Source organism: Occultella gossypii (assembly GCF_019947135.1).
GTDB classification, from domain to species: domain Bacteria; phylum Actinomycetota; class Actinomycetes; order Actinomycetales; family Beutenbergiaceae; genus Occultella; species Occultella gossypii.
This window is the reverse complement of the sequence record NZ_JAGSHT010000003.1, coordinates 85,870-112,854: the sequence shown is the minus strand read 5'-3', so window position 1 is coordinate 112,854 and position 26,985 is coordinate 85,870. Positions and strand designations below refer to the sequence as shown.

Annotated in this window: 22 protein-coding genes and 3 pseudogenes; 9 read left to right on the top strand and 16 right to left on the bottom strand. The window is 69.0% G+C overall.

Going from position 1 to position 26,985, the window contains the following annotated elements:
• Positions 1 to 83 precede the first annotated feature (83 nt).
• The 9 genes from KCQ71_RS03775 to KCQ71_RS03735 all read right to left on the bottom strand — a co-directional run bounded on the left by KCQ71_RS03775 (position 84) and on the right by KCQ71_RS03735 (position 11,437).
• Positions 84 to 2,081: a twin-arginine translocation signal domain-containing protein gene (locus tag KCQ71_RS03775; protein WP_223402985.1), complete on the bottom strand. Its 1,998-nt coding sequence runs from the start codon at positions 2,079 to 2,081 to the stop codon at positions 84 to 86.
• Positions 2,078 to 3,076: a glycoside hydrolase family 130 protein gene (locus KCQ71_RS03770; RefSeq protein WP_223402983.1), complete on the bottom strand. Its 999-nt coding sequence runs from the start codon at positions 3,074 to 3,076 to the stop codon at positions 2,078 to 2,080. Before KCQ71_RS03770 ends, KCQ71_RS03775 begins: the two co-directional genes overlap by 4 nt.
• 9 nt (positions 3,077 to 3,085) lie before the next feature.
• On the bottom strand, positions 3,086 to 3,916 hold the full coding sequence (locus KCQ71_RS03765) for a carbohydrate ABC transporter permease (protein WP_223402981.1): 831 nt from the start codon (positions 3,914 to 3,916) through the stop codon (positions 3,086 to 3,088).
• A 1-nt stretch (position 3,917) separates the two neighbouring features.
• The gene (locus KCQ71_RS03760; protein ID WP_223402979.1) at positions 3,918 to 4,826 is read right to left on the bottom strand and encodes a carbohydrate ABC transporter permease; all 909 of its coding nucleotides are present in this window, start codon (positions 4,824 to 4,826) and stop codon (positions 3,918 to 3,920) included.
• Between the two features lies 1 nt (position 4,827).
• Positions 4,828 to 6,114 (bottom strand): extracellular solute-binding protein, encoded by a 1,287-nt coding sequence (locus KCQ71_RS03755; protein WP_223402977.1) that lies wholly within the window; start codon positions 6,112 to 6,114, stop codon positions 4,828 to 4,830.
• The gene (locus KCQ71_RS03750) at positions 6,111 to 7,136 is read right to left on the bottom strand and encodes a LacI family DNA-binding transcriptional regulator (RefSeq protein WP_223402975.1); all 1,026 of its coding nucleotides are present in this window, start codon (positions 7,134 to 7,136) and stop codon (positions 6,111 to 6,113) included. The genes KCQ71_RS03755 and KCQ71_RS03750 overlap by 4 nt, the downstream gene beginning before the upstream one ends.
• Before the next feature lie 172 nt (positions 7,137 to 7,308).
• Entirely contained in the window at positions 7,309 to 8,706 is a 1,398-nt protein-coding gene (locus KCQ71_RS03745; protein WP_223402973.1) for a YibE/F family protein, read from the bottom strand.
• Between the two features lie 13 nt (positions 8,707 to 8,719).
• A complete protein-coding gene (locus KCQ71_RS03740; RefSeq protein ID WP_223403280.1) occupies positions 8,720 to 10,108 on the bottom strand; it encodes a glycine--tRNA ligase in 1,389 nt (462 codons plus the stop codon).
• A gap of 261 nt (positions 10,109 to 10,369) precedes the next feature.
• Entirely contained in the window at positions 10,370 to 11,437 is a 1,068-nt protein-coding gene (locus KCQ71_RS03735) for a hypothetical protein (RefSeq protein WP_223402971.1), read from the bottom strand.
• 326 nt (positions 11,438 to 11,763) lie between these two features.
• On the opposite strand from KCQ71_RS03735, the gene KCQ71_RS03730 reads away from it, so the two are divergent.
• The 5 genes from KCQ71_RS03730 to KCQ71_RS03710 are packed head-to-tail and all read left to right on the top strand — an operon-like array spanning position 11,764 to position 15,568.
• Positions 11,764 to 12,834: a metal ABC transporter substrate-binding protein gene (locus KCQ71_RS03730; RefSeq protein WP_223402969.1), complete on the top strand. Its 1,071-nt coding sequence runs from the start codon at positions 11,764 to 11,766 to the stop codon at positions 12,832 to 12,834.
• On the top strand, positions 12,831 to 13,616 hold the full coding sequence (locus KCQ71_RS03725) for a metal ABC transporter ATP-binding protein (RefSeq protein ID WP_223402967.1): 786 nt from the start codon (positions 12,831 to 12,833) through the stop codon (positions 13,614 to 13,616). Before KCQ71_RS03730 ends, KCQ71_RS03725 begins: the two co-directional genes overlap by 4 nt.
• Positions 13,613 to 14,539 carry a metal ABC transporter permease gene (locus KCQ71_RS03720; protein WP_223402965.1) on the top strand — a complete coding sequence of 309 codons (927 nt, stop codon included), beginning with the start codon at positions 13,613 to 13,615 and terminating at the stop codon, positions 14,537 to 14,539. The genes KCQ71_RS03725 and KCQ71_RS03720 overlap by 4 nt, the downstream gene beginning before the upstream one ends.
• 2 nt (positions 14,540 to 14,541) lie before the next feature.
• A complete protein-coding gene (locus KCQ71_RS03715; RefSeq protein ID WP_154794656.1) occupies positions 14,542 to 14,952 on the top strand; it encodes a Fur family transcriptional regulator in 411 nt (136 codons plus the stop codon).
• The gene (locus KCQ71_RS03710; RefSeq protein WP_154794657.1) at positions 14,945 to 15,568 is read left to right on the top strand and encodes a DedA family protein; all 624 of its coding nucleotides are present in this window, start codon (positions 14,945 to 14,947) and stop codon (positions 15,566 to 15,568) included. Before KCQ71_RS03715 ends, KCQ71_RS03710 begins: the two co-directional genes overlap by 8 nt.
• A 104-nt stretch (positions 15,569 to 15,672) precedes the next feature.
• On the opposite strand, the gene KCQ71_RS03705 is transcribed toward KCQ71_RS03710, so the two are convergent.
• From KCQ71_RS03705 to KCQ71_RS03695, 3 genes and pseudogenes are all read right to left on the bottom strand, one after another.
• Positions 15,673 to 16,530 (bottom strand): isoprenyl transferase, encoded by an 858-nt coding sequence (locus KCQ71_RS03705; RefSeq protein WP_154794658.1) that lies wholly within the window; start codon positions 16,528 to 16,530, stop codon positions 15,673 to 15,675.
• Positions 16,479 to 17,210 (bottom strand): DNA repair protein RecO, encoded by a 732-nt coding sequence (gene recO / locus KCQ71_RS03700; protein WP_223402963.1) that lies wholly within the window; start codon positions 17,208 to 17,210, stop codon positions 16,479 to 16,481. Before recO ends, KCQ71_RS03705 begins: the two co-directional genes overlap by 52 nt.
• 122 nt (positions 17,211 to 17,332) lie before the next feature.
• Positions 17,333 to 17,461 (bottom strand): annotated as a pseudogene (locus KCQ71_RS03695) (IS481 family transposase); the annotation flags it as partial.
• Between the two features lie 62 nt (positions 17,462 to 17,523).
• Between KCQ71_RS03695 and KCQ71_RS03690 the strand changes: the two are divergent.
• Entirely contained in the window at positions 17,524 to 17,853 is a 330-nt protein-coding gene (locus KCQ71_RS03690) for a hypothetical protein (RefSeq protein ID WP_223402961.1), read from the top strand.
• Between the two features lie 96 nt (positions 17,854 to 17,949).
• On the opposite strand, the gene KCQ71_RS03685 is transcribed toward KCQ71_RS03690, so the two are convergent.
• Positions 17,950 to 18,789: an NAD-dependent epimerase/dehydratase family protein gene (locus KCQ71_RS03685; RefSeq protein WP_223402959.1), complete on the bottom strand. Its 840-nt coding sequence runs from the start codon at positions 18,787 to 18,789 to the stop codon at positions 17,950 to 17,952.
• A gap of 151 nt (positions 18,790 to 18,940) precedes the next feature.
• Between KCQ71_RS03685 and sigJ the strand changes: the two genes are divergently transcribed.
• Positions 18,941 to 19,876: an RNA polymerase sigma factor SigJ gene (sigJ, locus tag KCQ71_RS03680; protein WP_223402957.1), complete on the top strand. Its 936-nt coding sequence runs from the start codon at positions 18,941 to 18,943 to the stop codon at positions 19,874 to 19,876.
• 487 nt (positions 19,877 to 20,363) lie between these two features.
• Here sigJ and KCQ71_RS03675 read toward each other — a convergent pair whose 3' ends face one another.
• Entirely contained in the window at positions 20,364 to 21,770 is a 1,407-nt protein-coding gene (locus KCQ71_RS03675) for an NAD(P)/FAD-dependent oxidoreductase (protein ID WP_154794662.1), read from the bottom strand.
• A gap of 1,089 nt (positions 21,771 to 22,859) precedes the next feature.
• Between KCQ71_RS03675 and KCQ71_RS27860 the strand changes: the two are divergent.
• Positions 22,860 to 24,023: pseudogene (locus KCQ71_RS27860) on the top strand (DUF2515 family protein); the annotation flags it as partial.
• 200 nt (positions 24,024 to 24,223) lie between these two features.
• Positions 24,224 to 24,426: pseudogene (locus KCQ71_RS03665) on the top strand (transposase); the annotation flags it as partial.
• Here KCQ71_RS03665 and KCQ71_RS27855 read toward each other — a convergent pair.
• Both KCQ71_RS27855 and leuA read right to left on the bottom strand, forming a co-directional pair.
• Positions 24,360 to 24,812, bottom strand: coding sequence for an RNA polymerase sigma factor (locus tag KCQ71_RS27855; RefSeq protein ID WP_372453924.1), 453 nt, complete (start codon positions 24,810 to 24,812; stop codon positions 24,360 to 24,362). The pseudogene KCQ71_RS03665 and the gene KCQ71_RS27855 overlap by 67 nt on opposite strands.
• Positions 24,813 to 25,103: 291 nt before the next feature.
• Positions 25,104 to 26,843: a 2-isopropylmalate synthase gene (gene leuA / locus KCQ71_RS03655; RefSeq protein WP_223402953.1), complete on the bottom strand. Its 1,740-nt coding sequence runs from the start codon at positions 26,841 to 26,843 to the stop codon at positions 25,104 to 25,106.
• Positions 26,844 to 26,985: the final 142 nt, after the last annotated feature.

Here is a 26,985-nt window from a genome sequence, read left to right as displayed (position 1 = left end):
TGTGATCTTCGCCAAGGCGGTTTGTCGAGGCTCACCGCGCACGCGCTGTGCCCGGCGCGGCCCGTCACCGCGCCGGGCACGTCTCAGCGGCTGATCGTGAATCCGCCCTCGACCAGCCGAACCTTGCGACCCGCTCGCATCAGGCCGCGCTGCTTCCCGGCGTGCGTGTACGCGCGAGCGGTGCCGCTGGCGAGCGCGGGCGTCAGGGTGACCCGGTCACCCGCGTTGACGTAGAGCACCGCGTCGGCTCCCGTGGTGGCGTAATGCGCGGTCGTCACCAGGGGACGCAGCAGCAGCGCGTCGAGGCGCAGGTCCCCGTCGCTCTCGCAGCGGACGGTCACGGCCCCCGCCGGGACTGCCCCGTCCAGGCCCTGTGGGATGAGGCTGCCGGGAACCTCGGTCAGGCCAGCCGCCCCGGTGCCGCCGTTGGCCGTGACGCCGAGTGCCGCACCGCCGACGACACTCCACCTGGCGGTGCCCGCCTCGGCGTCCGTGCGCCACACGATCGGATACGCCAGCGCGGCCTGCTCGGCGTCGAGGTCGAACTCGACCCACTCCCCTGCCGGGACCTGCAGGTAGGCGCCGCCGGAGAGGTTTCCCTCGCCCATCCACGCGCCATCGCTGGGGGTCACCACCGTGCAGCCGGCACTGAACCGGGCGGTCTCGGCGTCGACGGCGCTGAGCCCTTCGAACGCGTGCAGGGACGTGATCGAGCGGGCGAGCGCGGCGACGTCGGGCCGGGTGTCCAGGGCGAGCATGGTGAGCTGCCCGTGGATCGTGGACTCCGCACCGGAGTTGCGGTTGATCCGCCCGTCCGTCTCGACCCCGTCAAAGGTGACCCCTGTGGCTGGGTCGTAGACGGCGGTGCCCGCCGTGTTCGCCCCGAAGAACCACCCGGCGGCCAGCCCGGCGAGCTCGCGGAGCCCTGGTCCGCCGCCCGCGTCGGCCGCGGCCAGGGCGGCGGCCACCCGCCCGTGCGCGCCGTAGGCGATCTGGGCCTCCGCGGGCAGGGGCGCCCACGCGTTGTTCGGCCCTCCGCAGGCGAGCACCAGCGGGGTGAACGTGCCGGCGTCAGCGATCGCCACGTCGACCAGGTCATCGCGACCCAGGGCCTGCCCCGCGCGGGCCAGGGCCTCCGGCGCGGCGCCACCCCACGCGTGCCAGAAGCCGAGTGACCCGGTCCACGGCAGCACGGCACCGAACGGCCACCCGCCGGTTGCGGTCCCCATCGCGGCGATCCCCTCGACGTAGCGTTCGAGGGCGCTGCCGACCCGGTCGTCGGGTGCAGCGGTCTGCGCCGCGACCAGGCCGAGCACCGCCTCGGCGGTGGCATCGGCGCCGCCGCCGATGAGCCAGGCGGGCAGGTCGACGCCGTCGCTGGTGACGAACTGGCCGTACCGCGAGAGCGACTCCTCATCGAGGGCGTCCAGTGCCAGGTGCAGGCGTTCGGACAGGAACGCGGCGAAGGCGTCGTCCTCACCACTGAAGGCCGCGTATCCCTCGCCGAGCGCCCAGACGGTGCGCGCCAGCCAGTACGACTCGGCCGAGTCCGACGGGTCGGGCAGCTCGACCGGCTCCGCGCTCGGGTTGAGTGAGCCGTCGAACTGCTGCCAGAGCACCACCCTGCCGGTGTTCGGCCCGTCGACGGTCTGCAGGTAGGCCAGCGCCCGCAGGTTCTCGTAGGCGTGGGTGCGGCTGCGGTCGTCACCCGAGGCCTGCCAGTCCCGCAGGAACACGACTGCGGCGCGGGAGATGTCGTCGGCATTGAACGCACCCTGGCCGTAATACCCGGTCGCCGGGTCGAAGGTGCCGCCGCCCAACCGACGGAACGATCCGCCGTCGGCATCGGCGTAGGTCCAGGGCGCCAACGCGACCGGCTCGGCGTCGATGCGATAGGTGGTGTGCGCCGTCGACGGCGTCAGCGGCACCTCGCCGAGCAGGAACCGCAGGTGGTCGAGGTTGGCGAGCCGGTCGTGGCCGGCGTCTGGTGCGACCGGGTCGGCGACGGCGGTCGGGGCGGTGGCCACGACGGCGCCGGCCGCGGCGAGCGCGCCCAGGAACGCGCGGCGGGAGGTTCTCATCTTCGTGTCTCCTTTGACTCGAGTGCGGCGCGCACCTGCGCGCCCCAGGGCTGGGCGGGGTCGTGCACGGCGACGGCGAGCGTGGTGTCCGACTGCCCGTAGTAGGCGAACCACTTGCCGCGGAAGGAGACCAGGCCCTCCACGAAGGTGACGTTCGAGACGAGCCCGTGCCGGTCCTCGAAGGTCTGCGGCCGCAGCCAGGGCACCTGCATCCGGGCCAGGACCGTGGTCGGGTCGTCCGGGTCGATCGCGATCTGGCCGCAGCGGTAGTCGACCTCCACCCGGCCGTCGGAGTGCACCGTGCGGGTCGCCCCGTTGGTGAGCATGACGAGCAGGCCGTTCGTGGTCAGGACCGGGGAGGTGCCGATCTCCACCAGGTCGGCGTCGAAGGAGCCGGGCGTGGGGGAATACATCGGCTCGGTGTCGGGCGTACCGGGCGTCCAGTGGATCAGGTCGTCACTGGTCGCCCAGTAGATCGCGCCCTCGCCGAAGTACATCCACCACTTGCCCTGCATCCGCATCGGGACGATCACGCCGGCCTTGGACCAGTTGTGGCCGCGCGGGTCGACGGTCGCGAACGTGTCGAAGTCGTCGAACATCGGGCCGTGGCGCGTCCAGGTGTGCAGGTCGGTCGAGGTGGCCAGGCACAACTGCGCGCTGTGGCGGTCCCAGCCGGTGTAGGTCAGGTAGTAGACGCCCTCGATCAGGACGATCCGGGGGTCCTCGGCGCCGAACCGTTCGTAGTCCTCCTGTGGGGAGAACACCGGGGCGTCCTCGCGTTCGAACGTGTAACCGTCCGAGCTCCGGGCGAGGCCGATATGGGACACGATGTCCTCGGCGTGCGCCCGGTACAGGAGCACCACCTCGTCGCCGTCCACGAGAGCAGCGGGGTTGTACAGGTTGGACGATTCCCAGCTGTTGCCCTTCGGACGCAGGATCGGGTTGCCCTCGTACGGGACGAACGGTCCCAGCGGGAAGGTGGCATCGGTAAACATTTGTTCCTCTCAGCCCTTGACGGCGGAGCCGATCTCGGACGCTTTGAAGTAGCGCTGGAAGATGCAGAACAGGATGACGACGGGGAACGCCAGCGTGGTGGCGCCGGCGAGGATCGCCCCGTTCGCGTTGGCGGTGGACCCGGCGACGTTGCTGATGTAGTTCGCGAGAGAGACCGCCAACGGCTGCATCGTCACGTCCTTGGTGATCAGGAACGGCCACAGGAACTCGTTCCACGGCCCGATGAACGTCACCAGGAGCACGGTGACCAGGGCGGGCCGCACGAGCGGGACGGCGACGGAGCGCAAGATGCGCATCTCGCTGGCGCCGTCGATCCGGGCGGCCTCGAACACCTCCTGTGGCAGGGCGCGGAAGAACTGCGTGAAGATGAACACGGCTGTGGTGTTGATCGCGAACGGCACGATCATCCCGAGGTAGCTGTCCCCGAGCCCGTAGGTACGGGTGACCTGCACGTACAGCGGGATCATCAGCAACTGGAACGGCACCATCTGGATGAGCAGCATCAGCACCCAGGTGGCGGTCCTGCCCCGGAAGTCCAGGCGGGCCAGCGCGTAGCCGGCGAGCAGACCGAACACGACGGTACCCAGCAGCACGCCCGTGGTGAAGATCAGCGAGTTCAGCAGGGAGCCGGCCAGATCGAGCCGGGCGTTGACGTTCGTGAAGTTCTGGGTGGTCCAGCCGTCCGTCGGGAACAGCGACGACGGCGAGTTCGTGGGGCTGACCTGGAACGCGCCGACCACCATGAAGTAGAACGGAAAGGCGAACGCCAGCGCGGCCAAGGTGAGCAGCGCGTACCGCCACCAGCGGATCTTCGTCCTCATCTCAGGTCTCCCGGTTCAGTCGGCTCGCAACCAGCGACAGCAGGCCGACGACGATGACGAGGATCATCCCGATCGCGGACGCGGTGTCCGGGTTCTGCTGTTGGATGCCCTGCTGGTAGATGAGCAGCACCGGCGTGGCGCTGGCCCCGTCCGGGCCACCGCCGTTGGTGAGCAGGTACGGCTCGGTGAACAGGTTCGCGCCGAGGATGATCGCCAGGATCAGTACCAGGGTGGTCGTGCTGCGGACCCCGGGCACAGTCACGTTCAGGAACCGTTGACGCCCGTTCGCGCCGTCGGTCTCCGCGGACTCGTAGAGCTCCTTCGGGATGTTCTGCAGCGCCGCGAGGTACAGCAGGATGTAGAAGCCCAGTTGTTTCCAGGTGACGTACAACGCGATCGTGGGCATCGCCAGGCCCGAGTTGATGAGCCAGGACGGGCTCGGGGCGAGCGGGCCGAGGATCGTGTTGATCAGGCCGTTCTGAGCGAACAGCAGCATCCAGACGCCGACCAGGGACACGCTCGCCGTCAGGTACGGCACGTAGAACGCCACTCGGAAGGCCGAGGCGAACCGGATCCCTGCGTTCAGCGCGGTCGCGAGGACGAGGGAGAGCACCACGGTGAGCGGCACGAAGATGACGAGGAACACCCCGGTGTTGCGGAACGACTGGAGGACCTGCGGGTCGGTGAGGACGTCGACGAAGTTGTCGAACCCCACGAACGGCGTGGGAACCGTGACGCCCGGCGCCGTGAAGATGTAGTCGTGGAAGGCGATGTACACCGCAAAACAGAGCGGGTACAGGAACACCACCGCAACGAACACCAGGTACGGCAGCGCGAACAGGGTGCCGATCGGCTGCACACCCCACCACGGACGGCGTGGGGTGCGCAGCCGAGTAGCGGTCGTGGTCACGTCACTCTCCGACGAGACCGTTGATCTCGGTCTCGGCGTTGGTGAGGAAGTCGTCCACGGACTCGCTCCCGAAGATCACGGCCGAGGAGTATTCGTCCCGGAACACCTGCCAGACCTCGACGGAGTTGTCGATGCTCGGCACGTCGGCCACCCGCTCGGTCTGGCTGGCGAACGCCTCGTACATCGGGTTGGCGGCGAAGTAGTCGCTGAAGGTGGTGGCCAGGTCGGTGCGGATCGGCATCTGCCCGGTGTTCTCCAGGAGCAGGCCGTCGTTCTCCTCGCTCGTGGTGAACTTCAGGAACTCCCAGGCCGTGGCCTGGTTCTCGCACGAGGTGAACATGGAGATGTTCTTGGAGTCGGCGAACGTGAAGACCTCGTCGGCGCCGCTCGACGACGGCACCGGCATGAATCCGACATCGACGCTCTCCGCGTAGGACGCGATCGCCCACGGGCCGGCGAGCTGCATCGCGGTGGTGCCCGCGGACATCGCGTCGTCAGTGGACGCCTCCTGGGGCGAGAGGCCCTCGGAGTACATCGTCGCCCAGAACTCCCCGACCGCCCGGCCCTCGTCGGTGTTGAAGGTCGATGCACCGTCCTCGACGAGCATCGTGCCACCGGTCTCGGCCAGGAAGAGCGGATAGAAATCGAACCACGGCTGGTAGAACTCGCTCGTCGGCGAGGGCCAGATCGCGCTGGCCGCCGCGCCGGAGGAGACGATCTGCCGCGAGCCCTCGAGGAACTCGTCGAAGGTCGCCATCCCGGGGTTCTCCGGGTCGAGCCCGGCCGCAGCGAAGACGGTCTTGTTGTACATGACCATCACCGGGTTGGACTTCCATGGAAGCTGGTAATAGGAACCATCGGTCTGGTAGCTCGTGACGTTCTCGCCACTGCGGTCCTCGATGTAGGAAGCGCCGTCCTCGAACTCGGACAGGTTGACCAGGCCACCCTGGCGGACCCAGCCCGAGACTGCGGCGTTCGCGATGTTGTACACGAGGCAGGGTGCGGTCCCGGCCGTGATGGCGGCGGTGATGGCTTCCTCCGAGGAGGCGCCGGCCGGGATCTCCTGGGCGGTCACCTGTTCGTCCGGGTGCTCGGCGTTCCAGGCGTCCACGACTGCGGTGGCCCAGGCGAGCTCAGCCTCGTTGTTCGACGTCCAAATGGTGATGGGGCCGGTGCCGCCGGCGGCTCCGTCGCCGCCTTCACCGCCGCCGTCGCCTCCTCCGGAACATCCGGCTGCGAGCAGGGCCACGGCCCCGATCACCGCGAGGGTGCGTGTGGTGGTCTTCATCGGTCTCCTCCTTGAGCGATTGATGGTGCTGGCGCGGCTGTGCTGGCGCGCAGTCGCAGTTCGTTGCAGTCGAGTTCGACGGACCGGGGCGTGGCCCCGCCGATGTCGGCCAGGAGCACCTCGGCCGTGATCCGACCCCGCCGGAACGGGTCGGTCGCGACGGAGGTCAGGGCCGGGGACAGGTGCGCGGACAGGTGGTCGTCGTCGAAGCCCGCGAGCGCCAGGTCGTCGGGCACCTTGAAGTCGCGGCTGCGCGCGAGGGACAGGCCCGCGATCGCCATCGTGTCGTTGGCGTACAGCACCGCGGTCGGCCGATCCGCCACGTCGAGCAGCTCCGCGGTGAGGTCGCGCCCGCTGGCCGCCCCGAAGTCACCCTCGCGGAGCAGCTCCTCCGATCCGATCTCCTCGACGTAGGCGCGAGCGCGGGCGTGCGAATGCACGTAGCCGAGCGGTCCGGAGACGTGTGCGATCCGCTCGTGCCCGAGACCGCGCAGGTGCGTGATGAGTTCCCGCATCTGCACGGCGTCGTCGCTGCGCACGCACGAGAACGGGCTCTCCTGCTCATAGGCGCCCAGGAGCACCGCGGTGAGTCCGAGCTCGGCGAGGAACGGCACCCGCCAGTCCGAGCGGTGCAGGTCGATGACGATCACGCCGTCCGCCTTGCCGTGCGCCATCGACCGGTAAGCCCGCTCCTCCGCGGAGCGCGAGGCCGCCACCTGCAGCAGCAGGGCCACCTCGGCATCGGCCAGGCCCGACTCCAGGCCGGCGATGAACGCCGGGAAGAAGGAGTCCGAGGCGATCACGCCCGGATCGCGCGCAATGACCATTCCGACGGCGTTGGCACGTCGCGTCGCGAGGGCACGCGCACTGTGGCTGGGCACCCAGCCGAGCGACTCGGCCGCCTCGTAGACCCGGGCCTTCGTCGGCGCCGAGATCGGGCGCTTGCCGCTGTAGGCGTGCGAGACCGTGGCACGTGTGACCCCCGCGACACGGGCCACATCGCCGATCGTCGGCTTCGCCATCTAGTTTCCCTCGACTGTGAGCTCGACCTGAGATCCCTAGGTTAACCGGTTTGACGATGGGAGGTCAACCGGTTTGACGATGAGAGTGTGATGGCCGGCGTCCGATCGCCGCCCCACGCCGGCTCGCCGCCGTCCGTCTGCCCGCCCCTGTCTCGGCGAGCCAGTCCGCGAACTACCGGTCGACGGCGTCCGGTCCGGGTTGGTTTTCGGCGCCGCCATCGTCGTCGGTCGGCTCGGCACGGTGCGCACCACCGCCGTCGCGACGCCTCTCGCGAACGCCACCACCGCCGTCGGCAGGCTTGTCACGAACGGCACCACCGCCGTCGGCAGGCTTGTCACGAACAGCACCACCGGTTTCGGCGAGCTCCGCTGGAACCGCACCGCCGCCGTCGGGCGTTGCGAGCACCGCGAACCGGTCGCGCGCCCTGGACGAGGCGACCAGCAGCGTCGCGATCGCGGTCGTCGCGGGGATGGCGAGCACCAGGCCGATCGATGAGACCAGGGTGCGGACGACCTCCTCGGCGATCTCCCCCGCGGTCAGCGTGCTGCCGAGCGATCGGTCGTAGAGCATGACGATCATCAGGACCGGCAGCGCCGTGCCGACGTAGGCGAACGCGAGCGTGTAGACGGTCGAGGCGATGTGGTCGCGACCGATCCGCATGGCACGGCCGAACACCTGGCGCAGCGGGGCGTTCGGGGATGCGGCGCGCAGCTCCCAGACGGCCGATGCCTGCGTGATGGTGACGTCGTTGAGGGCACCGAGGCCGGCGATCACGATGCCGCAGAGCAGGATGTCACGCAGGTTCACGCCGGGCAGGACCGAGTTCAGCACGAGCGAGGAGTCGGAGTTCGCGCCGGTGAGGCTGGCTGCGCCGGTGGCCCAGGCAGCCAGGGCAACGGTGGCGGCGAGGCCGATGAAGGTGCCGAGCAGCGCGGTCGTGGTCCGGATCGAGATCCCATGCGCGAGATACACGGCGAAGAACATCATCGCGCTGGCGCCGACGAGCGTCACCAGCAGCGGCGGGCCGCCGGCCATCAGTGCCGGGATCAGGAACACGCCCACCACGCCCAGGCTCGCGAGCAGCCCGACGATCGCCATGAACCCGCGCAACCGGGCGACGGCGAGCACCACCAGCGCATAGACGATGCCGAGGATGATCAGTGGCACGTCGCGCACGAAGTCGACGAAGACGTACGGGCTCCCAGAGCCGAGCGCGCTGGCGGTGAAGAAGATCCGCATCTGCGAGCCGACCTCGATGCCGGACTCGACGATCTCCGGCGGCACCTGGACCGGGACGATCCTGCCGGTTCCGTCGTGCAGCTCGGCGCGGACCTCCTCACCGACGACCCCGGTCACCTCCACCACGGTGGCAGTGGTGAAGTTGGGGCCCTCGACGGGGTTCTCGAGGGAGCCGATCGGGGTGTCGCTGCCTGGCCAGAGTGCGATCAGGCCGACGATCGTGGCGATCAGCAGCGGCAGGACGCACGCCGCGAGGATGCGGCGGGCCCGACGAGCACCGACGACGCCGAGGTCGCGATCAGGATCGAGTTCGGTGTGCTGGTGGCTCATCGGGCCCGGGCGATCAGGCGCCGACTAGGCGCGCGGCGAGGTAGCCGGAGACCTGGTCGAGCGCGACCCGCTCCTGCGTCATGGAGTCACGCTCGCGGATGGTCACGGCCTGGTCGTCCGCGGTGTCGAAGTCCACCGTGATGCAGAACGGGGTACCGACCTCGTCCTGGCGGCGGTAGCGGCGACCGATGGCACCGGCGTCGTCGAAGTCGACGTTCCAGTTCTTGCGCAGCTCCGCGGCAAGGTCCTTGGCGACCGGGGAGAGCTGCTCGTTGCGGGACAGCGGCAGCACCGCAGCCTTGACCGGCGCCAGGCGCGGGTCCAGGCGCAGGACCGTGCGCTTGTCCACGCCACCCTTCGCGTTCGGGGCCTCGTCCTCGTAGTAGGACTCGACCAGGAACGCCATCAGCGAGCGGGTCAGGCCGGCCGCGGGCTCGATCACGTACGGCACCCAGCGCTCGCCGGTGGTCTGGTCGAAGTAGGACAGGTCCTGGCCCGAATGCTCGGTGTGCGTGGTCAGGTCGAAGTCCGTGCGGTTCGCGATCCCCTCGAGCTCACCCCATTCGCTGCCCTGGAAGCCGAACCGGTACTCGATGTCCACGGTCCGCTTGGAGTAGTGGGAGAGCTTCTCCTTCGGGTGCTCGAAGTGGCGCAGGTTGTCCCGGGCGATGCCCAGGTCGGTGTACCAGTCGGTGCGGGCGTCGATCCAGTACTGGTGCCACTCCTCGTCCGTGCCGGGGGCGACGAAGAACTCCATCTCCATCTGCTCGAACTCGCGGGTGCGGAAGATGAAGTTCCCGGGGGTGATCTCATTGCGGAAGGACTTGCCGATCTGGCCGATGCCGAACGGCGGCTTCTTCCTGGCGGCGCCCATCACGGTCGCGAAGTTCACGAAGATGCCCTGAGCCGTCTCGGGGCGCAGGTAGTGCAGCCCGGACTCCTCCTCGACGGGGCCGAGGTAGGTCTTGAGCATCATGTTGAAGTCGCGCGGCTCGGTCCACTGCCCGCGGGTACCGCAGTTCGGGCAGGCGATGTCCGCGAGGCCGTTCTCCGGCGCGCGGCCCTTCTTCTCCTCGAACTCCTCCTCGAGGTGGTCCGCGCGGAACCGGCGGTGACAGGACATGCACTCGGTGAGCGGGTCGGTAAACACGCCGACGTGGCCGGAGGCGACCCAGACCTGCTTGGGCAGGATCACCATGGAGTCGAGGCCCACGACGTCATCGCGGCCGCGGACCATGTTCTGCCACCACTGCCGCTTGATGTTCTCCTTCAGCTCGACGCCGAGCGGCCCGTAGTCCCACGCGGACTTGGTACCGCCGTAGATCTCACCGGACGGGAACACGAACCCGCGGCGCTTCGCGAGATTGACGACGGCATCGAGACGGGACGGCTCCTTGGCCAACTGACTCACTCCTGGATGTGTGTCCGGTCCTGGCTGGTTCCGGACGTGCGGGCCCGAGCCTGGCTGGCCCGGGCGAGACCCACCGGACAGGCTACCTGTCGGTGAGCGAGTGTCTGGTCTGCGGGCAGGTCGGGGCGGCGCGGGTGACACCCGGCAGGGGCGCACCCACCGAACCCCGGTGAGCAAGAGGGATGCGGGTGAGGAAGAGGGGTGTATCCCTCTATCCCACCCGGAAGGCTCTGTGCCACGGTGCTCGGGATGTCACCGTCGACCGGGCGACGGCATGAGTGCGGGGCGCGGGTGCAGGTCAGGGCGAACCGGTGCCGGGAACGCTGCCCGCATCCGTGCCACCGCCGCGGCTGGATCCATGAGGTGATGGTGCACGAATCTCTCCGGGTGGACGCCCGCCCGACCGAGGGCATCTGCTCTGACCTTCTCGGCATACAGGGCGTCGTCCCTGTACCCTTCGCGCCCGCGCTCCGAGCCCTGATCGGGGCGATACTTGGCCCTGCCGTCATACTCGGCGCCGACACGGTACCCGAGCCTGCGCCCGTCGGGGCCGTCCTGTACCCGCATCAGCCAGCCGAGGTCGAGGTATTTCACACCTGCGTCCGTGGGCACGCGCATCTGAGTGGTCGGCACGGGAAGCCCGTGGGCAAGAGCGATATATCGCAGCTTCGATTCACCAGGGGACTCGCTCAGGGGGTCGGCGTGAGCGAGTATCGCGCGTGCGCTCACGAGCCCACGACGCCCCGGCGACTCCTCCAGTTGCTCGATGAGGCCGGCCCGGACTGCCGCGAGCCGAATCGCATGACGTTCGGGGTGGTCCCGCCGCGGGTTCAACAGGATTCGGAGCAGGCTGTCCACGGCGGCGAGCGCACGGTCGGGCTGAAGTGCCATCGCGCAATCGATCATCGTCCGTTCGAGACTGGTCACCGGAAGTCCATGGATCTCGATCACGTCACCGCCCCTGAGCCAGGGCGCGTGGTGCCGGCGCAGGTCGGAACCCTTCACGATGTTGGGCGATGACCACTGGCTCATGTGTACGAGATCGTCAGGGTGGTCGATCCAGCCGCCGTGGAGGAGGACGGCGGTCTCATGGCTGAAGGCGAACCGACACGACAGCTGCGCAGCCACGGCCGCACAGCGCGCGAGGGTGAGGTGATCAGCCCGTTCCCATGGGGCCCCCGACTCACTCGTCCGGACGAGCGCTCCGCGCCGTACCCGCGTGTGAGCACCGCCGCGGCGGAACGTCGCCAGATTCTCGGCACCACGCTCGTGCGCCAGGATGACTTCCGGTGGAGTAGGCGGGCCGGGCAGCGTGGACATCTCCCCACCATCGACGGTATTGGTCCCGGCAACGAGTTGCGCCGACCGATCTGGGGACAACCTGGCATAACGCGAATCTGTCCATGAGCAGATCCGAACCCTCGGTACCCGTCCCTGCCGCCGCCATATCCGGCTTGAACCAGAGGGTTCCGGGTGACCCAGAGCACCGGAACCCTCTGGCTCACCGGGAACCCCCTGGCTCACCTCCGGGCCGGTCACGAACCGGCGCCAGGACGTGGGCGGCACGGGCCGGCGTGACCAAGGCCACTCGTGGCGGGCACCGGACACTTTGACAGCATCCGGGCCTGCAAGTGAGAATGGTTCCCATGCACAGACTTCGCCGCGGGTACGTCCTGACCGCTCTGACCGCCGTGACCGCCCTCGCACTGGCCGGGTGTGCCGGTTCGTCGGACGCGGACGAGGGCTCGGCGGGCGGTGAGCTGACGGCGCTGACCACGTTCTACCCGCTGCAGTTCGTGGCGGAGCAGGTCGGTGGCGACCTGGTCGAGGTGTCCAACCTGACGCCGGCGGGCGCCGAGCCGCATGACCTGGAGCTCTCCCCCGTCGACGTGCTGGCTCTCGAGGACGCGGACGTCGTGGTGTTCCTGTCCGGGTTCCAGCCCGCCATCGACGATGCGCTGGCCGACACGTCCGGGCCCTTGATCCTGGACACGGCCGACTCGGCCGACCTCGTGATCCACGGCGGCGACGAGTCCGAGGCGGCCACCGGCGACGAGCACGACGAGCACGACGAGCACGACGAGCACGAGGAAGCCGAACACGACGAAGCCGAGGACGGCCACACCGAGGACGACGAAGCCGAACACGACGAAGCCGAGGACGGCCACACCGAGGACGACGGCCACGACCACGGCCTCGAGGGCGAGGACCCGCACTTCTGGCTCGACCCGACCCGCGTCGCGGCCGTCGCCGCCGCCGTCGCGGACACGTTCAGCGAGGCCGACCCGGACAACGCCGACGCCTACACCGCGAACGCGCAGGCCCTGACCGCCGAGCTGACCGGTCTGGACGAGGAGTACAGGGCTGCGCTGGGCACCTGCGAGCGCGACGTCATCGTGGTTTCCCACGCCGCGTTCGGCTACCTCACCGACCAGTACGGCCTGACCCAGGTGGGCATCTCCGGCCTGGACCCGGAGAGCGAGCCCGCCCCCGCCAGGCTGACCGAGATCGGTCACATCGTCGAGGACGCGGGCGTCACCACCATCTTCACCGAGACCCTGGTCAGCCCGAAGGTCGCGGAGGTCCTGGCCGAGGACCTCGGCATCGACGTCGGCGTCCTGGACCCGATCGAGGGCCTGACCGATCCGGAACAGGACTATCTTTCGGTGATGCGGATCAACCTTGACGAACTCACGGAGGCGCTCGGCTGCGCATGAGCGACCTCATCAGTGTGACCGATCTGCGGGTCGACCTGGGCTCGGCGACCATCCTGCGCGGCATCGACCTGACCGTCGGCGAGGGTGAGGTCGTCGCCCTCCTCGGCGCGAACGGGTCCGGTAAGTCCACGCTGATGCGCGCGCTGCTCGGCCTGGTCCCGATCTCGGGCGGCGACGCCAGCCTGTTCGGGATCTCCGTGCGCAACCAGCGGCGGCAGGTCCCCTGGCCGCGGATCGGCTACGTGCCGCAACGCGCCTCGGTCGGTTCCGGCATCCCCGCCACCGCCCTCGAGGTGGTCCTGACCGGGCTGCTCCACGACCGCCGCTGGCACGTCCCCCGCGGCGGGCGCACCCGGGCCCTCGACGCCCTGGCGTCGGTGGACCTGGCCGACCGCGCGCACAGCCCGTTGCACCAGCTCTCCGGCGGGCAGCAGCAACGGGTCGCGATCGCCCGCGCGCTCGTGCGAGCGCCGGAGCTGCTCCTGCTCGACGAGCCCATGGCGGGCGTGGACCGCCCCACCCAGGCCACGTTCGCCAGGCTGCTGACCACGCTCCAGTCCGAGGGCACCACCGTAGGCATCGTGCTCCACGAGCTCGGCCCGATCCGCCCGCTGATCCAGCGGTGCGTAGTGCTCCGCCACGGCGTCGTCGCCCACGACGGTGGCGCCCCGGCCCCCGCACCCGGCCACGGCGCCGCGGATCATGAGCACGTCCACCTCGACCACGGCCGCCACGAGCCGACCGACGTGCGCGAGGCCGTCACCCCGAGGTCCCTACCATGAGCCTCCTCGACAGCCTGATCTCCGTCGTCTCCAGCCCGATGCTGCAGCGGTCCCTGATCGCCGCCCTGGTGGTCGGTCTCGCCGCACCCGTGATCGGTACGTACCTGGTGCAGCGGCGGCTCTCCCTGCTGGGCGACGGCGTGGGTCACGTCGCGCTCACGGGCGTCGCCATGGGTTGGCTCGTCGGCTCGTGGACCGGCGCCGAACCGAACGACGCCTACGCGGTCCTGGGTGCCGTCATCGCCGCCGTGATCGGCGCCATCCTCATCGAGGTGGTCCGCTCGCGCGGACGCACCAGCGGTGACGTGGCGCTCGCGCTGCTCTTCTACGGCGGCATCGCCGGCGGTGTCGTGATCATCAGCCTCGCCGGGGGCACGAACGCGAACCTGACCGCCTACCTGTTCGGGTCCCTCGCCACCATCACCACCGGCGACCTGGTCATGACGGTCATCATGGCCGCCGTCATCATGGCCGTCGGTATCGGGCTCCGGACCGCCCTGTTCGCGGTCTCCCAGGACGAGGAGTTCGCCCGCTCCACCGGTCTGCCGGTGCAGGTGCTGAACATCCTGATCGCGGTGGTCGCCGCGCTGACCGTGACGGTCTCGATGCGCGTGGTCGGGCTGCTGCTGGTGAGCGCGCTGATGATCGTGCCGGTCGCCATCGCGCAACTGGTCACGTCCTCGTTCCGGCGCACCATGTTCACGGCGATGGGAGGCGGCGCCGCCGTCTGCGTCATCGGCCTCGTCATCACCTTCTTCCACCGCCTCGCGCCGGGCGCCACGATCGTTGTCCTGGCGATCTGCGTCTACGCTGTGATAGCGGCCGTCCGCCCCCTGCTGGGCGCCGGGCGGGGGCGCGCCGCCGATCCTCATCCGGACATGGATGACGACGTCAACGTCAGCAAGGCCGGTGCTCAGGAGTGACGATGCAACGCATGACCCGCCAGCGCGCGGCCGTGAGCGAGGTCCTCGCCGACACCGAGGACTTCCGCAGCGCGCAGCAGCTGCACGACATGCTGCGCGAGGCCGGCCACTCGGTCGGCCTGGCGACCGTCTACCGCACCATGCAGACCCTCGCCGAGAACGGCGACGTGGACGTCCTGCGCAACGCCGAGGGCGAGTCGCTGTTCCGCCGTTGCCGCAAGCAGGTGCACCACCACCACCTGGTCTGCCGGATCTGCGGCCGGACCGTCGAGCTGGACGCCGGCGTCGTGGAGCACTGGGCCGCCGACGTCGGGCAGTCGCACGGCTTCGTCGACGTCGAGCACACCGCCGAACTGTTCGGCACCTGCGCCGAGTGCATGGCTGCGGGGGCGGTGGACACCCGGGATGCCTGACTTCCTGGCTGAGCTGCCGTTCTGGCTCACCATGCTGCTGCTCAGTTGCGGCGCGATGTTGCGTGGGCAGGGCATGTACTGGGCCGGCCGGATCGTCACGGAACAGGCGTTGCGGCGCACCCACCCGACGCAGGGCTGGACCCTCAGGGCGCATGCCTGGCTGCAGGGTGGCGGCGCGGACGCCGGCATCCGCGCGATCCGCCGCTGGGGCCTGTTCGCGGTACCCGTGTGCTACCTGACCGTCGGGTTCCAGTCGATGGTGCAGGCCGGCGCCGGCGTGCTGCGGATCACGTGGTGGAAGTACACGCTGGCGCAGATCCCCGGCGCGATCGCGTGGGGGGCCATCTACGCGACGATCGGCTTCGCGGTCTGGGAGGCGGCGCTCGCCGCCGCCGCGGGTAGCCCGCTCGGGCTCGCCGTGATCGCGGCGCTGGTGGTCGCCGTCGTGGTGGCCGTGGTTCTGCGGCGCCGGCACCGGTCGCAGCGCGGCACCGGTCCGGTGGCGCACGTCGAGGCTCCCGACGGCGGAACCGGCGACGGCGTCATCGATACCTTCGCCGAGGTGGTCGAGTCCGAGACGCAGGCGCCGGCTGCGCCGGCAGGACCCGCTGGGTAGGTCGCGGAGAAGAGCGCCGCGGACCGCGCCTGACGGCCGGCGGCGCGACCGGAACGTCGGTCGGCGGCATCCGTGCGGTGATGCACGCAACCTTCCGCCCGCCGTCAGCCCCTGCGCTCGTCCGATCCGCCCTCTGCACCCGGCTTGTCGACGGCCCCGCCGTAGCGCCGGTCCCGGCGGGCGTAGGTCACCACGGCGTCCCAGAGATCACGGCGGTCACAGTCCGGCCAGGGCTTGTCGATGAACACCATCTCGGCGTAGGCGGACTGCCAGATCAGGAAGTTCGAGGCCCGCTGCTCCCCCGAGGTGCGCAGGAACAGGTCCACGTCCGGCATGTCCGGTTCGTCCAGGTGACGGGCCACGGTGCGCTCGGTGATCCGCTCGGGGTCGAGCCGGCCGGCGGCCACCTCGCGGCCGATGGCCCGCACTGCGTCGGTGATCTCGGCCCGGCCGCCGTAGTTCACGCACATGGTCAGTGTGCAGGTGGAGTTCCCGTCTGTGAGCCGCTCGGCCTCCTCGAGCTCGTTGATGACGGACCGCCACAGCCGCGGCCGGCGGCCCGCCCAGCGCACCCGCACGCCCCAGGAGTTCATCAGGTCCCGGCGCCGGCGCAGCACGTCCCGGTTGAAGCCCATCAGGAAGCGGACCTCGGACGGTGACCGCTTCCAGTTCTCGGTGGAGAACGCGTACGCGCTGATGTGGGTGACGCCCATCTCGATCGCTCCGGCGACGACGTCCAGCAGGACCGCCTCCCCCGCGGCGTGGCCCTCGTTGCGGGTCAGCCCGCGGGCGTTGGCCCACCGGCCGTTGCCGTCCATCACGATGGCCACGTGCTTGGGGACGAGAGCGGCGGGCACCTCCGGCGGACGAGCACCGGTGAGGTGCGCCGGTGGAGCGACGGGCTCGGCCCTCACGCGCGCTCCACGTGCCGCAACGACTTCAGCTGACGCTCCAGGTGCCATTGGGTGTACACCGCGACCAGCCCGGAAGCCTCCTTGCGGTGCCGCTCGTGGCTGACGTCGGCGTGGCCCCAGTCCCCCGCGAGCAGTGCACCGAGCAGCCCCACCGTCTCCGGGGCGGGCGCCGCGGCACCGGGCGGGCGGCAGTTCGTGCAGATGATGCCGCCCAGCGGCGCGGAGAAGGACCGGTGCGGGCCGGCGGCGTCGCAGCGGGCGCACTCGGTGAACGTGGGTGCCCACCCGGCGATCGCGAGGGCGCGCAGCAGGTAGGAGTCGAGCACCAGGCTGGAGGGGTGCACCTTCTCGGCCAGGGAGCGCAACGCCCCGACGAGCAGCAGGTACTGCTGGGTGGCCGGCTCCCGCTCGATCTCGGTGAGCCGTTCCGCGGTCTCGACCATCGCCGTCGCCGTGGTGAACAGGCCGTAGTCCCCGCTGATCGCGCGGCCGTGCGGGGCGAGCGTGTCCACCTGCGTGACGACATCCAGGTTGCGCCCGTTGTACAACTGCAGGTCGATCACGCTGAACGGCTCGAGGCGGGCACCGAACTTCGAGGAGGTGCGGCGCACCCCCTTCGCGACGGCGTGGACCTGCCCGTGCGTGCGGGTGAGCAGCGTGAGGATCCGGTCCGCTTCCCCGAGCTTGCGGGTACGCAGCACCACGGCCTCGTCCCGGTAGAGCTTCACCCGGACATTGTCCCTCATCTCACCGACAACGAGCGGTCCCGACGCGCAGCCGCGGTCGCCCGTGGCGCCGGGACCGGCCCACCGGGCCCGGCCGCACCACCCCGCATAGCTGTACCCGGCCATCAGGTTGGTGGCAGACGGCTGATTGCTGGCTTGCCTCCGAGTGCGCTATGGCGACGTTCAGTGTTGTCGTGCTCCAGCCAGGGCGCCAGGGCTGCGGCTCGCTCGTCGTTGCTGGTGAAGGCCTGTCGCCTCACAAGACTGGGTGCTGCTCGGTCGGAGAGGTACATCCTGACCAGTGGAGGAGGTTGTCGTGATCGAGATACCGATGATTTGCCCACGGTGCGATGCCGAGATCAGCGTGGACATGGCGTCGGCCGTCGTGCGGATGGATGTCAGACCGCGTGCCGAGGCTGAGTTGCTGTGCTCGTGCCCGTCGTGCGAGCTGCCCATTTCGTGGCGGATCGTCGGAGACATCGTCGTCATGCTGCTGTTCGCCGGGATCGAGCCGCTGTTTCTCAGCGAGCCGTCTTTGCCTGCCGCCGACGTTGCCCCGGCTTTGCCGCCTCTCACCAGCGACGACCTGCTCGACTGGCACCTGGACCTGGCGCCGATCTGGACTGTCATCCCCTGGGAGCGCTGATCTGGCCGTCTGCCGGGCCTTCGCGAACGGCTCAGGGAGACGTCGCGGCGGACCGGGCATCTGTCGCATTCCCATAGGGCGCGGCAGCAGGACGTTTCACTCGTCTCCCAGCGCTGCCGCAGCGAACCCCGACCGCCACGTGGGGTGGCTGGGCTTCCAGCCTGCAGCTCTTGCCTTGGCGTTCGACGCGCCCCGGCCACCCGGGGACCGGTTGGTCCAAACCGGTGACGTCGGTGCGGGCGCACCGATAGCATTCGCGTACACGGGCAACCACTGCGTGCCCGGCGCGGGCTCGTCGTCGGCGATGTTGTAGACGCCCGCGGGCCAGTCGATCGCCTGGACGGTCGCCGAGACGGCGTCATCGACGTGCACGAGGGAGTTGACGGTGCGAGTCGCGGGAAGGAGGCCTTCTGCCACCGCGTCGGCAACCCGACCGCCCTCGGCGTACCAGGTGCCTGGGCCGTACCACCAGCCGTAGCGGAGGATGGTCGCAGTGGCCAGGCGTCCCACGAGCTCCTCCATCGCTGCCACGGCGGACCCCTCCTCGATCGGTTCGTCCTCGCTGGCCAGCCCGTAGCCGTCTTCGTAGGCCCAAGCGATGCTCTGCACCACGATTCGCCCGACGCCGGCTTGCTGGGCGGCCGCCACGAGATTCCTCGTACCCACTCTCCTGATCCGCGCGGTGGCCTCGGTGTCGAAATGGCGGAGGTCGGACAACTGGTGCATGACCAGGTCCGGTGCCGCAGTCCAGATCAGCTCGGTGAGGCGCGCGGCGTCGTAGACGTCGACGACGACGCCCTTCCCACCCGAACGGTTGATCTGATCGACGTTCTCGAGCCGGCGAGTCGTGGCAACGACCTCGTGCCCCGCGGCGATCAGTGCGGGAACAAGTCTCCTGCCGATGACCCCAGTGCCGCCAGCGAGGAAGATGCGCATGGGTCTCCGTTCTCGGCGCCGTCGATGACGACGGCGACCGCAGCGTGTTTCGGTGGGTCACAGGTATGACCTGCCAAGATCTGAGAATGTGAGGGGGCCGCCTCACATATCAGTCCCTCACCCGGTCGAGAAGGTCAGAGGAGGTACACAGGTGGACGACACAGCAGGCGGAGTGGGCCCTGAGGCGCAGACAGCGGACAAGGCGGAGCCGGGGGCCGAGGTCCTCGCCGAGCGACGGCACCTCATCTCGTTGGCGTTCAGGATGCTCGGGACCATGGCCGAAGCAGAGGACGCGGTCCAGGAGACCTACGTCCGCTGGTACCGGTTGAGCCAGGAGGAGCGGGACGTGATCGAGGTCCCTGCGGCATGGCTGACGCGCGTGGCCAGCCGTGTCTGCCTCAACGTCCTCAAGTCTGCGCGGTGGAGGCGAGAGACCTACGTCGGACCGTGGCTGCCAGAGCCCATACCGGCTCACGCAGCCAACGGCTTGCCGGTAGCGGCCACCAACCCGCTCGAGCAGGTCACGCTGGACGACACAGTGAGCACGGCCCTGCTCCTCGTCCTCGAATCCATGACCCCCGCAGAACGAGTCTCGTTCGTGCTGCACGACATCTTCGCGATGCCCTTCAACGAGATCGCAGATATCGTCGGACGGACGCCAGCGGCCTGCCGACAGCTCGCCACCTCCGCCCGACGGCGGGTGCAGAACGGGCGCGGACGTCAGGTGACTCGTGCAGAGCACGACGAGGTCGTGACCGCCTTCGCGGCGGCCGTCCGAAGCGGGGACATCGCCGGCCTGGTCGCCGTGCTGGATCCGGAGGTCACCTGGAGGTCCGACGGAGGCGGTGTCGTCACGGCCGCACGCAAGCCCGTGATCGGAGCACGTCAGGTGGCAACCTTCATCATGAACGTGCTGGCGACCAACCGGTACGGGACGGTTCAGCCGCAGGAGACACCGGACGGACTCGGCTTCGTGATGTGGGACGAAGGACGTGTCATCGGTGTGGTCACCCTCGAAGTCGTGGACGGCCTCATCTCCGAGATCCGCACGGTCATGAACCCGCACAAGCTCACGCTGTGGAACTGAGCCCCCTGCGCTGCGCTGCCCCATCAACCAGCCTCACAGCCCGCGCTCTCGCGCGGCCGTAGGTGATGAGGGATCCGCCCCCACTTCACCGGAGGAGGCACGCGTGACGCGTACACGCGCAGGTCAGGGTAGTTCGGGAAAGCCTGCGATGACGGGCATCAGCTCACCGGAGCAACGAGTGTCGGGTGGCAAGGACACAGGCGCCCACAGCGCGTCGCAGAGGACGAAGCGGACTGGCGCCGGATCGGTATCCACCGCCGGACCTCGAAGCTGAGGTGAAGCGTAGATGTGTAGGCCGGCGACACTTCCATGCCCGTCGGCGGCTTGTACTGCCGTCGTAGGTGACGTGGGGCCCGACGGCTCGTAGAAGAACGCGAGGTACACCCCCGTCACCAGGAGGACCACCATCGCCGCCATGGAGATGACGCCGAACGTGTGCGACCAGCGGTGGGGAACGACTCGTCGGCCTCACTGCGTTGCCCACCGCTCAAGCAGCATCCGCTAGACCCTCCTCCGACGTGGTGCGAAGCTCGAGACGGCCGCCGCTGACAAACTCATGTCGGGGTCGTTGGACCGAGGCCAGCGACACGACGTCGCGTCCCAGGAAGAGTGCGGTGACCCAGACGGAGGCGACTCGAATCTTGCGTTCCCAGGTAGGGATGGCCAGGACTTGGTAACCGCGATGGATCAGCCACCCGAGAAATCCCTTGATGACCACGGGCCCGGCCTCGAACACTCCGGTCCCAAGTCCCAGCGTCGCGACGGTTCCGAGGCTGCGGTGTCGGTACGGCCGGGTCACCCCGCCGCGCAGCGTCTTCGTGATGTTGCGGGCAAGTCGTTTGCCCTGACGAACAGCGTGCTGTGCGTTGGGCACGGTGTAGGCGTATGGCGGGGACGCGGTGCGTGTCAGGTCCGGCACTGCGGCGTTGTCGCCCGCCGCCCACGCGTCGCCCGTCGTGCACGCGGGGCCCGTCGCCCACGCGTCGACCACCGGGTGGTCGTCCGTGCCGATGCGGAGGTCGGGGCGCACGATGAGCAGGCCGCGCTGATTGATGGGCAGGTCGGTGTGCTTGGAGATTGTCGGGTTGGCGGCAATCCCGGCTGTCCACACGATCAGATCGGACTCGAAGCGCTCGCCCGAGGACAGGATGACCTCGCCTCCTAAAGCCGAGGTGACGGTTGTCCTCAGGTGCACACGGGCACCTCTATGCTCAAATGACCGCACCACCCACGCGCCGGTCTTGGCGGAAACCTCGGGCAGGATGCGCTCGCTCGCCTCCACCAGGTGGAAGTTGAGCTCGTCCGGGGAGATTTCCGGATACCTTTTCAGGGCGGCGCGCGACAGGCTCAACAGTTCCCCGAACCCTTCGACACCGGCGAAGCCACCCCCGATGAACGTGACGGTCAGTGCTCTGGTGCGCGCCGGTCCCTTCGGCATGTCCGCGGCTCGGTCGAGCGCTGTGAGGAACGCATCACGGATCGCGACGGCTTCCTCGACGTGCTTGAGGCCGAAGGCTGACTCCGCGATGCCCGGCACGGGCAGCGTCCGAGTGACGGCCCCAGCCGTGACCACGATGGTGTCGTACGCGAGCTCTACCTCCCGCCCGTCGTTCATCCGCGCGTGCACGGACTTGCTCACATGGTCGATAGACGTGGCGCGTCCGCTCAGCACGGTGGTTCGCCGCAGGTGCCTGCGCAGCGACACGGCCACATGCCGTGCCTCGATCGAACCCGCAACTACCTCCGGCAAGAACGGCTGGTAGGTCATGTACGGACGGGGATCGAGGATGGCCACGGATGCCTCGGACTGCTTGAGGCGCCTCTCGAGGTGCCACGCGGCGTAGAAGCCGGCATAGCCGCCACCGACGATGAGGATGTGTGGAGTACGGAACATGAATGCTTCTCCTGACTGATTTCGATCCCGAACGGGGTCTCACTGCCTAGACACCTCTGCGCGGCCGGATGTGATGTGTGGGCGGGGAGATGTCCACCCCGTCCGCGCGCCTCGGTGCCCGAGAGGCAGTGAGATCAGCCGCATCACGCCGCGTGACCGGTACTGGTCGAAGGAGGGAAGCGCGACCGTCGAGAAAAGGAATCGCATCATGAAGACAGCTAAGCTCCACGGCAGAGAAGACCTCCGAACCGAGGACGTCCCTCGAGCCAAAGCCGGGTCGCGGAGAAGTCAAGTTCCGGAACGCATACGCAGGAGTCTGCGATGCACGGGTGGGGGCTCGGGGTCGGGGTCGCGTTCCCCAGGTGCGACCCGAGAGTGCCTGCGCGACCGGCCAAGGCGGTCGAGGTGCTGCACGACCCCGATCTCGACATCTCGCGAGCAAGCCCAAGGTGTGCGGCGTCGAGCCATCGTGATGTCGAGCCGTTCGCGCCACTCGAACCGGCGTGCCGGCACGGGTCACGGCCTCTCGTCACTTCAGAGCCAGTACGGGCAGCGGCTGTCGCTTTGTTGCTCATGATCGTCCTGACCTTTGCTGCGGTGGTCTACTGGCCCATAGCCGACCACCGGTTCGACCCGCTCCGGCTCGTCCCTTGGATCGTCTCGGTAGCCATCGGGGCCGCCCATCTCCCGAAGCGCGAGGCACCCCGGCGCTAGAGCGCCTTGCTCCGCCGTGCTCGGTCGGCCCGCTTCACGCGTCGAGACACTCACGCGACCACGGCCGCACCTCTGATCACCGTTCGGGCACGTCCGCCAGAGCGACGCGGTCGCCTCACGGTGCTGGTGCGTGGCGACTAGGCGTTCTACTCCCCCACCCTCGTCTCGGCGGTCCTGGGCGCCGGCGCGAACGTCTCGATCACCGCCCGGATGGGCCCAGCCGTCAAGCTGGCCATCACGAGCATCGGCGCCGATGCGTGGACCACGATCAGGAAACGTCGGATGGCCTCGGATTCGTGATGTGGGACGAAGGACGTGTCATCGGTGTGGTCACGCTCGAAGTGGCGCTGTGGAAACACTCTCACCACGGCCGCGATGCGGCTGACAGCCTCACGATCCATGTCCGACAACGGTCATATGCATGAGGGGGTTCACCCTCACATCATCCAGGAGGCACACATGACGAGTTTGGGTAGAGCGCGGTTCGACGCCGTGCGACCGCCGCAGCATGGTCCGAGGAACCCGGCAATGACCGGGACCAACGCCGCTCAATCGGTGGGGGTACGCCCCTCGTCCCGCCTGCCCCGGCGCGAGCACCGCCAAGGGTCGCTGAGCAGGGCGCGCAGCCTCAACCCGGCGCGGGCCATGCCTGTGGGGGCTCCTAGAGTGTTGGCCGAGGGAGACTTCGGCGGCGAACGGCTTCTTCTTGCACTTGATCAAATCCAGCAGCAGGGCCCTCCTCGCACGATCGCCGGCTGGAAAGCCCTGGCCGAAGAGATCTTGGTGGACGAACGCTGCGCCGTCCACCGCAACCGGGAGATCTCGTCGTCCTATGCCTGGGCCTACATGGCTCTGCCCACGTACTTCAAGTGGGCCGGGATGGCGGCGATCGCGTCGCACCACGTCCGCGTTGCCCTCCTTCCACTTCACATCGAGACCGCTTTCAGGGGTTCCTCTGGTCAAATTCACAGACCGAGGAGGTGGCGGGTGCTCACGGAGGACGCGAACACGATCCGGGCGACGAACAACGACATCTTCGACGATCTGTTCTGGGTCCACCTCGCTTACGTCACCTCAGAAGACGGGATCAAACTGCTCCGCGCCCTCCTGCGAAACGAGCGTCGCTATGCACCCGTGCTGGCCGGATTCGAAGCACTCGACCAGGGCCGCCGGGTACTGGAGGACGCGAACACGTCGCCAGCGGCCCGAGAAAGAGCACGGGATCTTGTCTGGAAAGGCAATCTCCTCCTTCTCGAGCACGAGCAGCGCGTCGTAGTGCAACCCAACTTCGATCGCCTCTCCGACGGGTACGCCCGGGTCGTCTCGATCGGGTCGGCAACGACGTTCGAGACACGTGGACCGTGCCAGGCGATCGAGTCCTTCACATCGTTCTACTTCCACACCCTCGGCCGTACGAACCCGCGTGGCCTCGGCGGACGGGTGTGGCCGCGCATTACCAACTACGACGACCGGTGGCGTTGGCTGGTGTCGAGCGTCGTGCCCCGGTTCCAACGCCTCGATGCAGATCCGCACGTGGTCCGAGCCATCCTGCGACGCATCCTCGACCAGGATCGCAACCACGCTTCTTCCCCGTGTGGCACCCCGATCAGGAGAGACCGAGCGTCCTGGGGGCGCGTGGCGCCGTTGTGCCCCGGAGCGCGGGGACTGACCCCGGTTCATGGACACGCCGAATCCCGCACCCGTAATGGGCAGGGAGTGAGGGAGATGATCCAAGGATCATGGCCAGGAAGAACTACTCCGAGGAGTTCCGTCGTCAGGCCGTCGACTCGTATGAGTCCACGCCGGGACCACGGTCTGCGGCATCGCTGAGGACCTGGGCATCGTGCGAGGCACGCTGCGCCATTGGCTCGAGGCCTACGGGACGGGCAAGAAGACCGCGGCCGACGGGACACTGACCTCCAGCCCACTGCAGGCGCCGCCACGCTCTTTGCAGCCGGACCTTGAAGGTGCCGGTCGAGCATCCAGCGACCTGGCAGCGTCGGTGACCGACAGCCCATCCCAGCTCACCAGCAGCAGAGCCTCACGCTGCTGACGCGGCAGTGCACCGAACTCACGCAGCAAGAGATCCCGCTCAGCGACGACTGCCCCGGCATTTGCCCGCTCGTCGGTCAGCTCTATGAGTCGGCCGAGCTCTGCCGTGAGAAGGCGATCCCGGTACCGAGACCGATCGCTGTGTCGGATGGTGTTGCGAGCAACGACGAGCAGCCACGGCAGGCCGTGACCGGGAACATATGCGAGCCGCTGCCACGCAACGAGAAACGTCTCAGCAACGATCTCCTGTGCTCGATCTGGTCCGGGTTGGCGCAGCGCGTACGCGTGAACTCGTGCTGCGTGCCGCTCCCACAGCGCCCACCCCGAGCCATGGCGAGAGCGCCGCCCCGTGGCCGGATGGGCCGGGACGGCGCTCTCACGCGGGTTGATCGCGCGCGGTCCTGGGGTCGTGGACCGCCGCGCGCCGAACCCGCACCGGTCACCCGCCTCGGTGCGGCGGGTGCCGGTGGTTGGTGACGCCGGCCTGAAGGTGGAGGTCGGCGCGTGGTCACGATGACCGACGTGAGCCGGTCACCACGCGTGCCCCGCGTGCGCGCTCAGGCGCGCTCAGCGCACGGCGCGGTTGACCGCCGAGATGATCGCCTTGAACGACGCCGTCGTGATCGAGGGGTCGATGCCGACGCCCCAGATCACCTGTCCGTCGACCTCGCACTCGACGTACGCGGCTGCGGCGGCGTCACCGCCCTCGGAGAGCGCGTGCTCGGCGTAGTCCAGCACGGAGAGCTCCACGGAGCGCTGCGCGAGGGCCGCGACGAACGCGGCGACCGGACCGTTGCCGCGGGCCTGGACGGTGACCTCGTCCTCGCCGTCGCGCAGGGTGGCGGTGAGCACGTCGTCGCTGCCGTCGCCGGCGGAGGAGACCTGGGTCGCGTGCAGCGCGAACCGGCCCCACGCCGTCAGGCCGTTCTCCTCGGTGGCCGGCAGGTACTCGTCGGAGAAGATCTCCCAGAGCCGCTCTGCGCTCATCTCGCCGCCGTAGGCGTCGGTGTGCCGCTGCACGATCCGGGAGAACTCGATCTGGAGCCGGCGCGGCAGGTCGAGGTTCCGCGAGCTCTGCAGCAGGTACGCGACGCCACCCTTGCCGGACTGGGAGTTCACCCGGATCACGGCCTCGTAGCTGCGGCCGACGTCCTGGGGGTCCACGGGCAGGTACGGCACGGTCCAGACGACGTCCGCGTCGTCCCCGCCGGCCTTCTCGATCTCCTGCTCCCGGACCGCGAAGCCCTTCTTGATCGCGTCCTGGTGGGAGCCGGAGAACGCCGTGTAGACGAGGTCGCCGCCGTAGGGGTGGCGCGGGTGGACGTCCATCCGGGTGCAGTACTCGACGGTGCGGCGGATCTCGTCGATGTCGGAGAAGTCGATGAGCGGGTCCACGCCCTGGGAGTACAGGTTCAGGCCGAGGGTGACCAGGTCCACGTTCCCGGTGCGCTCGCCCTGGCCGAACAGGCAGCCCTCGATCCGGTCCGCGCCGGCCATGACCGCCAGCTCGGCGGCGGCCACGGCGGTGCCCCGGTCGTTGTGCGGGTGCACGGACAGGGACACGTTCTCGCGGCGGCTCAGCTGCCGGCTCATCCACTCGATCTGGTCGGCGTACACGTTCGGCGTGGCACGCTCCACGGTGGCCGGCAGGTTCAGGATGATCTCCCGCCCGTCCTCAGGCCCCCACACGTCCATGACGGCCTCGCACACCTCGAGCGCGTACTCGATCTCGGTGTCGATGAAGATCTCCGGGGAGTACTCGTACCCGAACTCGGTGCCCGGGTCGAGCAGCTTCTCCGCGTAGTCCATGACGTGCTGGGTGCCCGCCGTCGCGAGTTCCTTCGTGGCGTCCTTGTCGTTGCGGAACACGATGTCCCGGAACACCGGTGCGGTCGCGTTGTACAGGTGCACGGTGGCATGGTGGGCGCCGATCACGGACTGCACGGTCCGCTCGATCAGCTCCTGCCGGGCCTGGGTCAGGACGGAGATCGTCACGTCCTCGGGGATCGCGTCATCGTCGATGATCGACCGGACGAAGTCGAAGTCCGTCTGCGACGCCGACGGGAACCCGACCTCGATCTCCTTGTAGCCCATCCGGACCAGGAGGTCGAACATCTTCCGCTTGCGCTCGGGGTCCATCGGCTCGATGAGCGCCTGGTTGCCGTCCCGCAGGTCGGTGGACAGCCACCGCGGGGCCACCTGGATCCGCTTGCCCGGCCAGGTGCGGTCCGGCAGGTCCACAGCGTTCGTGTCGTGGAACGGGATGTACTTCGCTACGGGCATTCCGTAGGTGGTGCGCTTGCTCATGATGGTCCTTGTCGCTCGTTCGGCTGTGGGGGCCGGGCACCACAACTCCGCGACGAGGATCGGCCTAGAGGGCCTCGCCGCGGCAGGGAAGGAGCAAGCGGACAACTGCGCGCATGTTCGGCAGTGTAACCCACCCGGCGCG

Coding starts and splice junctions, on each gene's coding strand:
- KCQ71_RS03720 (WP_223402965.1), top strand. CDS start 13,613: ATGAGCCTCCTCGACAGCCTGATCTCCGTCGTCTCCAGCCCGATGCTG.
- KCQ71_RS03730 (WP_223402969.1), top strand. CDS start 11,764: ATGCACAGACTTCGCCGCGGGTACGTCCTGACCGCTCTGACCGCCGTG.
- KCQ71_RS03750 (WP_223402975.1), bottom strand. CDS start 7,136: ATGGCGAAGCCGACGATCGGCGATGTGGCCCGTGTCGCGGGGGTCACA.
- KCQ71_RS03765 (WP_223402981.1), bottom strand. CDS start 3,916: ATGAGGACGAAGATCCGCTGGTGGCGGTACGCGCTGCTCACCTTGGCC.
- KCQ71_RS03755 (WP_223402977.1), bottom strand. CDS start 6,114: ATGAAGACCACCACACGCACCCTCGCGGTGATCGGGGCCGTGGCCCTG.
- KCQ71_RS03770 (WP_223402983.1), bottom strand. CDS start 3,076: ATGTTTACCGATGCCACCTTCCCGCTGGGACCGTTCGTCCCGTACGAG.
- KCQ71_RS03725 (WP_223402967.1), top strand. CDS start 12,831: ATGAGCGACCTCATCAGTGTGACCGATCTGCGGGTCGACCTGGGCTCG.
- KCQ71_RS03705 (WP_154794658.1), bottom strand. CDS start 16,530: ATGGCACCTGGAGCGTCAGCTGAAGTCGTTGCGGCACGTGGAGCGCGC.
- KCQ71_RS03715 (WP_154794656.1), top strand. CDS start 14,542: ATGCAACGCATGACCCGCCAGCGCGCGGCCGTGAGCGAGGTCCTCGCC.
- KCQ71_RS03710 (WP_154794657.1), top strand. CDS start 14,945: ATGCCTGACTTCCTGGCTGAGCTGCCGTTCTGGCTCACCATGCTGCTG.
- KCQ71_RS03735 (WP_223402971.1), bottom strand. CDS start 11,437: ATGTCCACGCTGCCCGGCCCGCCTACTCCACCGGAAGTCATCCTGGCG.
- KCQ71_RS03675 (WP_154794662.1), bottom strand. CDS start 21,770: ATGTTCCGTACTCCACACATCCTCATCGTCGGTGGCGGCTATGCCGGC.
- KCQ71_RS03775 (WP_223402985.1), bottom strand. CDS start 2,081: ATGAGAACCTCCCGCCGCGCGTTCCTGGGCGCGCTCGCCGCGGCCGGC.
- KCQ71_RS03745 (WP_223402973.1), bottom strand. CDS start 8,706: ATGAGCCACCAGCACACCGAACTCGATCCTGATCGCGACCTCGGCGTC.
- KCQ71_RS03685 (WP_223402959.1), bottom strand. CDS start 18,789: ATGCGCATCTTCCTCGCTGGCGGCACTGGGGTCATCGGCAGGAGACTT.
- leuA (WP_223402953.1), bottom strand. CDS start 26,843: ATGAGCAAGCGCACCACCTACGGAATGCCCGTAGCGAAGTACATCCCG.